Origin of the sequence: Heliorestis convoluta (assembly GCF_009649955.1) — a bacterium.
Taxonomy (GTDB): domain Bacteria; phylum Bacillota; class Desulfitobacteriia; order Heliobacteriales; family Heliobacteriaceae; genus Heliorestis; species Heliorestis convoluta.
Window position 1 is genome coordinate 1,096,367 of sequence record NZ_CP045875.1, and the last position, 12,410, is coordinate 1,108,776.

13 protein-coding genes are annotated in these 12,410 nt (G+C 44.4%); all 13 read right to left on the reverse strand.

What is annotated here, in order from left to right:
• Positions 1-13: 13 nt before the first annotated feature.
• Entirely contained in the window at positions 14-1,042 is a 1,029-nt protein-coding gene (locus FTV88_RS05050; RefSeq protein ID WP_153724679.1) for a rod shape-determining protein, read from the reverse strand.
• A 65-nt stretch (positions 1,043-1,107) separates the two neighbouring features.
• Positions 1,108-1,794, reverse strand: coding sequence for a RadC family protein (gene radC / locus FTV88_RS05055; protein ID WP_153726518.1), 687 nt, complete (start codon positions 1,792-1,794; stop codon positions 1,108-1,110).
• Positions 1,795-1,947: 153 nt separating this feature from the next.
• A complete protein-coding gene (locus tag FTV88_RS05060; RefSeq protein WP_162007902.1) occupies positions 1,948-2,547 on the reverse strand; it encodes a Maf family protein in 600 nt (199 codons plus the stop codon).
• Positions 2,548-2,567: 20 nt separating this feature from the next.
• Positions 2,568-2,828 (reverse strand): DUF4321 domain-containing protein, encoded by a 261-nt coding sequence (locus FTV88_RS05065; RefSeq protein WP_153724681.1) that lies wholly within the window; start codon positions 2,826-2,828, stop codon positions 2,568-2,570.
• 115 nt (positions 2,829-2,943) lie between these two features.
• Positions 2,944-4,017 (reverse strand): lysine 5,6-aminomutase reactivase subunit KamB, encoded by a 1,074-nt coding sequence (kamB, locus tag FTV88_RS05070; protein ID WP_153724682.1) that lies wholly within the window; start codon positions 4,015-4,017, stop codon positions 2,944-2,946.
• On the reverse strand, positions 4,014-5,849 hold the full coding sequence (locus FTV88_RS05075) for a cobalamin B12-binding domain-containing protein (RefSeq protein ID WP_243137333.1): 1,836 nt from the start codon (positions 5,847-5,849) through the stop codon (positions 4,014-4,016). The genes kamB and FTV88_RS05075 overlap by 4 nt, the downstream gene beginning before the upstream one ends.
• 13 nt (positions 5,850-5,862) lie before the next feature.
• A complete protein-coding gene (locus FTV88_RS05080) occupies positions 5,863-6,105 on the reverse strand; it encodes a death domain-containing protein (RefSeq protein ID WP_207707916.1) in 243 nt (80 codons plus the stop codon).
• A gap of 228 nt (positions 6,106-6,333) precedes the next feature.
• Complete coding sequence (locus FTV88_RS05085) at positions 6,334-7,620, reverse strand: FAD-dependent oxidoreductase (protein ID WP_153726520.1); 1,287 nt, start codon at positions 7,618-7,620, stop codon at positions 6,334-6,336.
• 17 nt (positions 7,621-7,637) lie between these two features.
• Positions 7,638-9,101: a hypothetical protein gene (locus FTV88_RS05090; RefSeq protein ID WP_153724684.1), complete on the reverse strand. Its 1,464-nt coding sequence runs from the start codon at positions 9,099-9,101 to the stop codon at positions 7,638-7,640.
• Between the two features lie 30 nt (positions 9,102-9,131).
• On the reverse strand, positions 9,132-9,593 hold the full coding sequence (locus FTV88_RS05095; RefSeq protein WP_153724685.1) for a RidA family protein: 462 nt from the start codon (positions 9,591-9,593) through the stop codon (positions 9,132-9,134).
• An 80-nt stretch (positions 9,594-9,673) separates the two neighbouring features.
• The gene (locus FTV88_RS05100; RefSeq protein WP_153724686.1) at positions 9,674-10,117 is read right to left on the reverse strand and encodes a DUF6917 domain-containing protein; all 444 of its coding nucleotides are present in this window, start codon (positions 10,115-10,117) and stop codon (positions 9,674-9,676) included.
• A 147-nt stretch (positions 10,118-10,264) separates the two neighbouring features.
• A complete protein-coding gene (locus tag FTV88_RS05105) occupies positions 10,265-10,900 on the reverse strand; it encodes a redox-sensing transcriptional repressor Rex (RefSeq protein WP_153724687.1) in 636 nt (211 codons plus the stop codon).
• Between the two features lie 177 nt (positions 10,901-11,077).
• Entirely contained in the window at positions 11,078-12,394 is a 1,317-nt protein-coding gene (locus FTV88_RS05110) for a bifunctional folylpolyglutamate synthase/dihydrofolate synthase (RefSeq protein WP_243137335.1), read from the reverse strand.
• Between the last annotated feature and the right edge of the window lie 16 nt (positions 12,395-12,410).

Here is a 12,410-nt window from a genome sequence, read left to right on the forward strand (position 1 = left end):
GACATTTTTTGCACTATCCTAAGCGTTTCTGTGGCAAGAGAACACGTCGTAAAGCAGAGATATTCTCCAGAACACGACCTGTACCTAAGGCTACGGCTGACAGTGGTTCTTCCGCCTGATAGACGGGCATACCCGTTTGCAAGCTAACAAGCCTATCAAGCCCTTGCACCAAAGAACCTCCACCTGCCATAACAATCCCATGTTCCATTAAGTCAGCAGCCAATTCGGGCGGCGTCTTCTCTAAACACACCTTAATCGCATCTATAATGGAGGCAACAGGCTCTGCCATTGCCTTTTGAATCTCTTCTGCTGATACAAGAACGGTTTTTGGCAATCCTGTCACGAGGTCTCGACCTCTAACGTCCATCGTCTTTTTAAAATCCTCAGCACGCTCTAGGTAGGCAGAACCGATGGTTATCTTAATTTCCTCAGCCGTGCGCTCTCCGATGGCCAGGTTGTATTGTCTCTTGATGTAGTGAGAAATGGCTTCATCCATCTCATCACCGGCTACGCGGATCGACTTGGCTGTAACTATACCACCTAGTGATATGACAGCCACTTCTGTTGTGCCTCCCCCAATGTCTACAATCATGTTCCCTTTCGGCTCATGGACCGGCAAACCAGCACCGATGGCAGCCGCCATGGGCTCCTCAATTAAATAAGCCTCTCTTGCACCGGCTTGAATCGCTGCTTCTTTCACAGCTCGTTCTTCCACAGCCGTAACACCACAGGGTACACAGATCACAACGCGCACACGGGTAAGTAGATTAGAACCTTTGAGAGCTTTTCGTATGAAATATCTGAGCATAGCCATGGTAATATCAAAGTCGGCAATGACGCCATCTTTCATAGGTCGGATGGCTGTAATATTGCCAGGCGTACGTCCAATCATCTGCTTCGCTTCTTCACCTACAGCCATAACAGCACCTGTATCACGCTGAATGGCAACTACAGATGGCTCCCTTAAAATAATCCCTTTCAATTTAAGGTGAACAAGTGTATTGGCTGTACCAAGATCAATGCCCAAATCTCTGGTAAACATGATCGTAAATCTCCTTAAATGCCTTTTCTTTCATTTAAGAAACTTGGCACCAAAAACCGATAGCTTTATATATAGCCAAGTTCTTTTAGACTTGCATAGCGATTATCACCAATAATAATATGGTCTAATACTTCAATTCCTAAAATACGCCCTCCCTCTACAATTCGACGCGTAATTTCCCGATCCTCCCTTGAAGGTGTCGGATCGCCACTTGGATGATTATGTAGTAACACCACAGCGGCCGCGCTTTTTCGAATGAGAGCTTTAAAAAGTTCTCGAGGATGGACAATGGCAGAAGATAAGCTGCCTACGGAAATATCCTCTATACTGAGCACATGATTTTTTGTATTTAAGGCAAGGGCTCTAAATACTTCTTTGTCTAAGAATCTCATTTCTTCCATAACCAAACGACTCACATCTTCAGGAGAGCGAATGATCGTTTTGGTTTCTGGCGTAGAAGCAGCAATTCGTCGTCCTAATTCAACAGCGCTTTTGATCTGGGCTGACTTGGCTAAGCCCAGTCCTTTGATTGTGCTTAGATCATCGATGGATGCTTCAGCCAAAAAGCGCAAACCACCGCTGTGTAAGATACGATGAGCTAGATCAACAGCCGTTTCTTGACGAGTCCCTGTTCGTAATAAAATTGCCAGTAGTTCACCATTAGAAAGTCCCTGTGGTCCCGCCTGAACCATCCGCTCTCGCGGACGAAGCTCCTGCGGTAAATCTGTAATCCGTAATCTCTCATCGTTCATTGTCATCGATAATCCCCCCAAAAATTTGGGGAACGGCCAGGAAAAATAGAAAAAACTTAAAAAAGAAGAAGCATAAAAGAGTAAGACATGCCTTTCGTTGATGTTCCCTACGATACAAATATCAAAAAGAATCATTCGCGAGTCAAAGGTCCTTTATCGAACACTTTCCTGTATCCGAAGACTTTGATTCCACGTACCTAACAAGCGTTCAAGTAATAGAAGGGGCAACCCAACGACGTTATAGTAGTCACCTTCTATTCTTTCTACGAGCAACGATCCGTAACCTTGAATACCATAAGCACCGGCTTTATCATAGCTTTCACCAGTTGATAAATACCACTCTATTATCTCATCGTTTAACTCTCGAAAAAAAACAATTGTCTCTTCATACCCTGTCAATTCTGATAGAATCTTTCCTTCTTTTACTTCGATAAGTGCTAGTGCTGTCACAACTCGATGAGACCGTGAAGACATAACTTGAAGCATCTGACGAGCATCTGCTTCTGTCTCGGGCTTACCCAGCAAACGATCATCCAGAATTACAACAGTATCTGCGCCTATAACGATTCCCTCTGTCACTCTAGGTGTAATTGTTTTAGCTTTATTTAGTGCAAGATAGGCTGCTCGTTCATTGATAGCAATATGTTCAGCACTGCTTTCATCAAAATCACTGGGAAAGATCTGAAAAGGTACCTTTAGACTTGCCAGTAATTCTTTGCGTCGCGGTGATGCTGAAGCCAGGATAAGATTCAACAGAAAGCCCCCCGATTCAATTAAAGCTTCCGATAAAGTAAATAGCCACCTATTAAACCAAGTACGCCAGCCAGATTCAGCTTTATGGTAAACCCAAAGGTGAAGTGCAAAGCAACTAGATCGATTCGAGTCGGACTCAGTGCAATATCCTTTCCTAGAAGCAAAAAGGGCATCACAGGCCTTAAAGCCTCTCCAAGTAAGGATCCAATGATTGCACCTGTCAATAGTATAACGATGAGGATAGAGACTTTTCGGGAACCACCATTGCGATAGGTCCTCACAAGTCTAACCTCCCAGGATCACAAAAAGAAAGCCGGGAACACTCCCGGTCTTCCCTGCATGTTGCTCTTTATTCGTCAGTTTACCCTAAAATCCTTCTATAATCCAGACCATTCGTTAAAAACCAATTGTTTTCCTCCAAAGATAGAGAGGACCTTTCCTTTTTACATCCAAAACGGGAAGGGGCAGTTTATAAAGTGGTGATTCCAACACCCCTGTTGGTAAATATCGAGAACGGTATAATTGAGCGCCTCGATCATATTCTGGGTAGAAGGGATTGACCGTTATCGCGATCAAAGGAATTTTTTTGCGGACTTGTGCTTTTAACCTTCTTTCTCCTAGCATTCGCAATAAGGCACCTACATTTTTGGGGTCGTCACTTAGTAAAAGACTAACAGGATCTCGAAAAAGCAGGGACCAGCCTTTCATTTGAGTCGCTGCTTTTTCAAGAAACTTTTCCAGCGCTCTTAGAGTGACAAAGCCTGGTAAATTAACATAGCCTCGACTATTTTCTCGCAAAGAAGGCGCTAGCATTTCTGCTAAATCTTGTCCATCTTCTGCCGTAATGAGTACATTTTGGGCTATGTTTTTTTCATGCCACTGGTTGTCGTGCCAATAGGCAAAGCCAAGCTGGTCATTTGGCCTATGAAAAGTTGTTGCTGTCAGGCGAAAAATGGCTGAAATAGCCGTCGTTTCTGTTGCCAATTGTGCAGGTTCTACATGACGGGCCGCCCCTGTTGCCAGAATAAGACCATCTGTCTCAACCATCGGCGCCATTCGATTGAGCGCGCCATCAACAAATACTAACTGGGGCTTATATTTTTGCAAACTTTTTTTTATTTTAGCAAGTTCATGGGATTTATTAGGACCTGCAATAACAACCCTTCCTGCAGATTCTACTTGACCAATGACAATCGATCCAAGGGCTGTTGCAATGGAAGTGTCTTCTAAAATGCGAATATCGGCAGAAGATAAGGGAAGGCATTTTCTTGCCGTTGCTACAACAGTGCCCTCTTCCAACCATAGTCGCGGTTTGGGTAGACCTGTGACATTATCAAGCTCTTCTCCGTCAAAGCCAATTGATGTAATGGCCATTCGACGCTTTCGTCGATAGCCTTCTTTGAGCAAAGCAGCTGTTGTTGTTGTCTTACCTGTATTTTTTGCTGTACCCGCTATACCGATGACTTTCATTCTTTTGTAATCGTATCCCGTCCGCCTCGACCTGGATAAGCACCTTCTTCTTTACTGCCCAACAGACCTCCGTAAAGCGCATCGACGAAGGAAGGCGCAGCTGCTACTTCTTGCAGAACTTTCTCTATCTTCTCGACGATTTCTTCAGACCATTTGGAAGCTTTTGCTGTTGCTTCTACAGAGCCTTCTCCAAAAAAGCGAAATCCTTCCTGAACTGCTTTTAAGGTATCGATACGAGAAGCAGCTACAATGGGACCACCGGAGTAAGCTTCATCGGACGAAGCAATTGAGATTGCGTCTACGCGAAGGGAAGCAGCTAAAGCCGCATGGAGCGACGTTGTCATAGAAGATTGAACCCGATCTTCCGTTTGCGTTAAAAAGCCAATTGGAGCCCCTGGCCAGATAGGTGCGTCTACAATTGAACGAAGCGCCTCTATTTTAGCCGCATTAAAGTCAATATAATTGTGTTCCATCTGCCCGCTGATCATGACTTCAGGACTATAACAGAAAAGGGGTTGAAGAATGGGCCTTCCTCCAAGCTTGCGACCTAGTGCAGCTACGATTAACATACCTGCAAAAGCTTTATGAGCGGGCACACCGGCGAGCTCTTCATTTGTTACCACATCAAAAGGCAAGTTATACTTTGTAGCCATCTTAATTGATTCTACACCATCTACGGTCAGACGAGCTGGATCAGTCCCAGCAGCTAAAGAACCATAGGCAATATTAATTTTTGTTAAATGAGCACCTAACTTACCAGCTAAAACAACAGTCTCAGGTGTATTCAAGCCGCGATGGGCTCGCACTTGCCAGAGTGTATATTCTTCCAAACCAGCCTTTGTCCAAGAAAGATTTTCCGGTGTAATCACAGATCCATCTTCCTGATGTGTTAGAAAATCACCGATAAAACCTTCTGTACGGGCTCCCCAGGAGGGATCAAAGTGAACGACACCATCAGCACCCCAAGCTTCAGACAATTTAATATGAGCAATGTCCATAAAAGGGCAACCTGTGCCATACTGAACAAAAACTTTTGGTTGTCCTGCTTCCCAATGCTGTACTTTTGCTGGTTCCATACGGCTTTTTGTCGCTGTTAGATAAGCTTCTAATCGTTCGATCTCTTCTGGTCGTAACTTTCTTGTCTTGGGGTGGACTTCGCCACTTCGATAATAGGCTTCTGCTACTGGATCACATAAAGCGGCGTAGGCTTCGGTGAATTCTTTGTTAATTTTTCCCTGTCGCCATTCTTCTAGATCCCAAGCGCTATCTCTTAAGCGACCTCTCTTTATTGCAGGAGATGTTTTTCCTTGCACCCATTCTAAAATTCCATCGGTGATCTGATCGAGCAACCGTCCAATGCCAGCATGGCGAAATTCATAAGTATAGTTGGCTGTCAGATCGGCTCTTTCTTTTTTTACTTTGTTTTGATCGGGCAGGTATGGACGTCCTTCTACATAGGCAACGACTTCTTCTACCGAGGTTCCAGGTCCAAAGCCAGCATCATAACCCAATTCTGCAGCCAACTCTGGTCTTATCGCCATGCCACCAATAACAAGGCCCATTTTATCTCGCAACCCTGCTGCATCAGCAAGATCGGCAAATCGAGCTAACAATTCAGCCACACCATAGCCAAGAGTACGGCTAATCAAAACCTGATCAGGTTGTTCTTTGCTCATGGCTGAAATAATTTCTTCCGGCGGTAGATCGGGTGGCAAAAGCATTGTCTTATGCCCAGCTTTATCGAGACCTCTACGAATCATTTTGAGTCCAATATCATGAACGGGATCGAGCGGTACCAGTAATATTTTGCGTCGCTCCAAGCAGGTTACCACTGGACGAATCCCCTCACTTTTCCATATGATCAGAGGTTACCCAAGCATAATTGTCACCGGGCCGATAAATATATGCTCTTACTCTTACCCTTGCACCAGGTCCAGCATATTGAATAAAAACAATATCTACGTCTTGAAAGCCCAAAGAGCGCATCAATCGAATGGCCCGATCTTTTCCTTCATTCTCGCTAGCACAGACCAAGAAAGTTTCTACATCGAGTGCATCCATTACATGAGACAGCATCGCTTCTGTCAAAGCTATTTCCTCCTTTGATCGTCCTCAACAGGCTGGGAGAAGTAAAGCTGCTGTCTGAGTCGATGACCGATACGATACCCTGAAGGTTCTTTGCGATTTAGCCCATAAAGCCAGCTCCAGTATCCGATGACCACCGCCTCCTTTTACAACCGATTTATAGGAAAGCAAGGGCCAGGCTTTCCCGGACCTTGCTTTTTTTGAAAAACGGTTGTTCATTCACCAGTCTTGCTAAGACAATGGTTGGGCGAATACGCCAGCAAGACCTGCCGCATCAACCTTTTGTTTTATCACATTGACGTCACTTGTATAAAGATTTTGCTCCTTCATACGTTGGAAGTACACGGATCCAGAGAAGGTGTATTTTTTCGTTAATCCATCTTCTGTTGTCATTTGATCTTTCACATGGGCAATCGCATCGCCCACAGCAAGAGATCGAGGCAATTCTAGTAAGTCTTTGTTTACAGCGGCTCTTACGGCGTTGTGCCCCGCCAGTGTTCCTGTAACAACAGCTTCTGTGTGACCTACGAGTAAGCCCGCTTTTTCGCCTGCACAGAAGAGATTGTCCACATCACCCTGTACTTTTAGAGTATTATCACGAGGGCACATACCTAGATAACGTACCGAGTTGCCAATGCCGCCAGAGTAGGGATCTTCGAAGCGAGCATCTTCAAAGCCTGGTACTTGCCGCAGTTTATCAAGAGGATAAAAAGGGCTCATCAATTTGGCGTGACCTGTATCAAGTAATATTACGTTGTCAGCAAATTCTTTTAGGGCATATTGCTGGCAAGCTTTCTGTGATAAAGAATCGGATTTTCGCAGTTGCTCCGGAATCGGTACTACTGCCACACCCGTCCGATCCATTTCTTCGATAATATCAGGACGAATGGAATCTTTATGAAGCTTACAAGAACCAGACATAGCTCCTAAAGAACCGTCAGCCTTGCGACCAATGATTTCTTTTACGCCTGCTTTCGCGGCAATAGAAACACGACCGCCGAAGGTTGGGCAGCGATAGATACACATAGCGCAGCCATTGCCGTATTTGGTACAGTTTCCTTGAGGACCTGCTGTTCCCGATGCATCGACAAAGACATCGCCTTGGATTACATCGGTTTCATCTACTACAACAGCCGTAATTCGCGAGCCTTCCATTTGAATATCTTTCACTCTTGCTTCTGTACGAAATTGAATCTTTCCGTACTGGGCCATGCGGTTTTTAACGGCAGGCTCAACTTTTGCTACATCATAGAGGCTGGCATGTTTGTGACCGGGAAATTCCACGTTTTTATGGCGTGAAACTTCATCGGTTACTTCAAAGAGATCGCCTCCGCCCAAAGCGAGGAGCTCTTCTGTTGCCGTAAAGCGACCGTTATTACGCATAATGCCGCCGACGAGACCCGTACCTAAGAACATATCTGTTCTCTCTAATAGCACTACATCAGCGCCTGCTTTGGCGGCAGAGATGGCTGCGGCACAACCAGCCCAGCCACCACCTACGACTACGACTTTAGGCATCATACACCCCCCTTTTATTACAGCATTCCAGCGTGACGACCAACAATTTCCATTAATTGAACCAATGCTCTTACAGCATAGCGCATATTCGGCTCGATTAACTGACCATGTTCATCCGTCGTTCCGAGACCTGGAGAGATATAAATATTAGCATCATAAGCAATTGTAGGAATGACACCCATTTGAGCAAGACCTGTCTGTAAAATATTACTGCCAGCATACATATCTTCAATGGCGAAGACAGGGAAGCCAATGCCGTTGTTTTTCCAAGTACCTTCATAGTTAACTTCCACAGCTTGGGAGTTGTAGCTCTTGGTAATGATAATGCCTTGACGAATCTTGGGATTGAGTTTTTCGAACTCTTCTTTTACGATTCGCTCTAGATCATCCACTGGCTTGGTGAGCACTTCCGGATTATCTCGAAGTACGCGCAGTGCTTGAACCTGGCTGAGCAGTGCTTCTTTCCCTGGATCGAAAGTAACATAAGCCGCTTTACCGTAAGATGCTGTCGTTCCCCAACGATCGCCTTGCATACCCATGGCGCGTCGAATTGTGACCATAAGATCTTCTCTACCAATAACAAGGCCAGAAGTGGCTGCGCCAGCTGCTTTATCCATGGCGTAAACGATCAGATCTGCATTGGCTTTGCGAGGATCGGTCCCAACAAAGGGAATTCCCCAAGCGTTGTCGACCAGGTAAGGCACATTGTATTCATGGGCAAGCTCACCCATACGCTTCATTAAAATAGGTGTACCATCATCATCTTTGGCCCCATAGCCATAACCTGGTGTATCGTAACCAATTGAAGTAAAGCCAGTGAGATAGGCAGCGTGGACTTCTGCAGCCAGTGCCATTTGTTCAATGGAGCTTTCTGGATCAACTTCTGTTAACAATGGTACGGGATGAGCTTTAATGCCATGAACAGGGTACTTTGCACCAGCAAGAGGTACAATGACGCTATCTAAGTTGTTCTGACGTTTGCCATAGAAACCGAGTTCACCAGCCGTAGTACCACGATCGGCATAGAGATCTTTATACTTTGGCGGGAAAGGTCGACCATAGGCGGCCTGGTGATGCATATGCTTTTCATAAGGCGCAATGTAGCGAGCACGATAGTTTTCACCACGACCAAGGTTCGGCGGTGTCATTAAGGTATCAAAGCAAAGCCAAAGAGCTGCTTCGCAAGTGCTCGTAGGTGCTACATCCCACTCATCACCATAAACGTCTTTGACAATTTCACGAAGCTCATCTACGAGCTTAGCCAACGGGATTACTTCTTTACCACCACGCTCTGTCGCTTCAGCCACGTCTTTACGAAGCGGCGCAGGGCACCCTGAAATGGCACCTGTTAAGCCGAACTTACCACGCAATTCTGGTGGGATTCCAATTTCATCAGCGCTTTTTTTGGCATCGGCATAAATCTGGGGAATGGAAGCTTGAAGATGTCGATAAAGCTGAAATTTATACTTGGCGTTCGCCATTTTTTTCCTCCTCAAAGGGAAATTATTGATTTAGGAACTTACTTGTACAATCATTTCTACTTCTACAGCCGCATCGAGTGGGAGCTCATTGACACCTACGGCTGAGCGGGCATGTTGGCCTTTTGTTCCAAAAACTTGACCCAAAAGCTCAGAGGCGCCATTGATTACACCAGGCTGCCCTTGAAAACCTGGGCCACTGTTTACAAAGCCAACGACTTTAACAATTTGTTTGACCTGATTGAGATCGCCCACTTGTCCTTTGATCACGCTTAAACAATTGAGGCAACAAATTTTTGCCGCTTCATAAGCATCTTCCGGTGTTAGATCCTTACCTACTTTTCCCTTGTATTTAAGTTCACCGTTGACAAAGGGAATCTGCCCCGATGTATAGATATAATCACCAACTCGTAAAGCAGGTACATAAGCAGCGACTGGCTTGGGTGCTTCTGGGACTGTAAGACCCATTTCTTGTAATTTTGTTTCTACAGACAAGGGTTTCACCTCCTAGTTTTTGTCCTTAACAAAAGACAAGAGTAGTTTCACCGTACCTAAGAAAAAGATGTACACCTTTTTTAACGATCAGGACTTTTAATCAGCAACTGTTGACCAATCTCAGCACCTTGTTGGATACCAGTAAGCCGCTCTTTCGAGTAAATCACCATATTGATGTGATTGGGCATATGGGTCTCATCAAAGCCAGCAATATAACCAAGATGCTTTCCTTTCAGGTACACTGGATCGCCTGTAACAACCACGCCTGGTCCTTTTACTTCAAAAAAAGCAAGGTAGGCAATGCGATTCACGATCTTTCCCGGTCCTGCTTCCTCTTCGTCCGTTATTATTATTTCATGAATTTCATTGACAGCCAGAGCTCGAGAAATAGGCTTGATCAGTTGTAAGCCTCGTTGTTCCAGTCGACCATCCAAAATAGCTACGAGCTCACCAACGACATCTTTCTTTTTCGCGTAAGGGTGCACTTTTAGCATGCCTTTAGAGTAAGGATCGGATACAGTCATGTTTTCCCCCCTTTCTCTTTTGCCCTTAGTTTCTCTACTTTAAGACCTTTTTAATGATTAATGATAATTCCAAAAAATAGAAAAAGAAGCCCGAAATACCATTTCAAGGCTTCTTTTCTTCATCTTATGGATTGGATAGCTATGTACTTACTTTTTCTGCTTACTCGCAATATTAAATGTAAGTACTTCTAAATTAACAGCAAGATCCACATTTCGTAACTCAATATGATAGGGCACTGTAAGCACACAGGGTGCAAAGTTTAATATTGCTTTAACACCTGCTTGTACAAAAATATCAGTAACTTTCTGAGCTTCCGAAGCAGGCGTTGTTATAATACCGATGTCTACATTGTTTTCTTTGATCACCTTTTCAAGTTGTTCAAAAGGACTTACAGCAATTCCTTCATAGACTTTGCCTACTTTATTGGGATCAACATCAAATAGAGCGACCATGTCAAACTTACGATCTCTAAAACCTCGGTACATAGCCAAAGCAGCACCTAAGTGTCCGACTCCTACAAGTACGACCTTCCATTTCTCATCTAATCCTAAAATTTTCAAGATGTGCTTATGCAATTCTTTTACATTGTAACCAACACCCCGAGTACCGAACTCGCCAAAATAAGCAAGGTCTTTGCGCACGTGTGCTGGACTAACACCAGAACCTTCCGCAATTTCTCCCGATGATATAAGTTCAAGACCTTGTACTTCTACCTGACTTAAAAAACGTGAATAGACGGAAAGTCTAGCAATGGTAGCTTCAGGTATCTTGTAAGATTTCAATGGCTCCCCCTCTTTTCATAAAGGTAAATCGATAATTATTTTGCACATTGCAATCACAATTCTTTTGTTACCTGGCTCCTAAAGGAAAAAGAAGAATAGATCGTGCGTAGAAACTTACTCTTTCTATTATAAACGTAAAAAAGAAGATGGTGAAGACCAATTTGTTATTGAAAAATCTTATAAATCTTTATGATTGGTCAATTCTTTTCGAGCTTCTGCAATCATATAAAGTGAACCCGTTACAACAACGATGGCTTTCATCCCTTTATCTTCATACTTTTCTACTGCTTGTTGACCTGCTTGTAAAGCATCCTGAATGCATGCAATCATTTGCAAGGGTTTGCCATAAGGACTGGCTACCTCTTCTACGCTTTTCCAGTCTCCAGCTCTTGTATGGTTTACCTGCGTGATGATGATTTCGTCAACTTCTGGTGCTAGTAAAGCAACAATTTTCTCTCGGGCTTTGTCGGCTAAAAGAGCAAGAATTAAAATCTTTTTGATGCCTTTGTACTCTTCTTGAAGCGTTCGTGCGAGGGAAGAGGCACCTCCTTCATTATGAGCACCATCTAAAAGTATTTTTCCGATCTTTTCTTGTCTTCCTGGCCAGGTTGTCTTTTCTAAGGCACGAGAAAGTTGCTTTTCCGTCCATTCATACCCTTGTTCCTTCGCTACTTCTAGAGCAGCAATGGCTGTCGCCAGATTTTGTTGTTGATGATGACCTTGTAGCGGTACTTTAAGGGGGCCGTACGATTGCAGGCGCCCCTCCACCATCACTTTTTTCTGGTCCCTTACTCCATCCCATTGCACCCACTGGGCAGTGGCCATCTTCGGGCCATGCCGCACCACTTGTACAACTGGTGCGGACTTGGCTTTGGCTCTTTCTTGTATAACCGTAAGGACCAGTGGATCTTCACTGGCTGTTACCACAGGCACTGCCTCTTTGATGATGCCTGCTTTCACTTGTGCGATTTCTTCCACCGTCGTACCCAGGTAGTCCATATGATCAAGCGTTACATTTGTAATGACCGACAATAGGGGCGTAATTACGTTGGTCGAATCAATGGCACCGCCCATACCAACTTCAAGAACAACAATATCTACTTCTTCTCTTGTAAAGTAGAGAAAAGAAAGGGCTGTCCATACCTCAAACTCTGTAGGATGATCATAACCTTCTGCTACCATGCTTTCAATAGGACCTTTTAAGAGGCCAATCAGATGGGCGACTTGATCTTTTAAGATTGCTGTCCCATTGATCTGTGTTCTTTCGGTATAGCAATGAAGGTGTGGTGATGTAAAAAGACCTACGCGATAGCCTGCTTCTTCTAGTACTTTTGCAATTATGACAGCCGTAGAGCCTTTGCCGTTGGTACCACCAATATGAATAAATTGAGGCTTTTTTCTCTGTTGAGGCTGACCAAGACGATGTAATAGTTCTTGAATGCGCCCTAAGCCTGGGTTAATGCCGAATTTGGTCAGATCTTGTAAATAATGCAAAGCCTCTTCGTAAGTC

What these genes read in the sequence shown, in the direction of transcription:
- FTV88_RS05085 (WP_153726520.1), bottom strand. Translation starts at nt 7,620, where the DNA reads ATGCCTAAAGTCGTAGTCGTAGGTGGTGGCTGGGCTGGTTGTGCCGCA.
- FTV88_RS05050 (WP_153724679.1), bottom strand. Translation starts at nt 1,042, where the DNA reads ATGTTTACCAGAGATTTGGGCATTGATCTTGGTACAGCCAATACACTT.
- FTV88_RS05090 (WP_153724684.1), bottom strand. Translation starts at nt 9,101, where the DNA reads ATGGCGAACGCCAAGTATAAATTTCAGCTTTATCGACATCTTCAAGCT.
- radC (WP_153726518.1), bottom strand. Translation starts at nt 1,794, where the DNA reads ATGAACGATGAGAGATTACGGATTACAGATTTACCGCAGGAGCTTCGT.
- FTV88_RS05100 (WP_153724686.1), bottom strand. Translation starts at nt 10,117, where the DNA reads ATGACTGTATCCGATCCTTACTCTAAAGGCATGCTAAAAGTGCACCCT.
- kamB (WP_153724682.1), bottom strand. Translation starts at nt 4,017, where the DNA reads ATGAAAGTCATCGGTATAGCGGGTACAGCAAAAAATACAGGTAAGACA.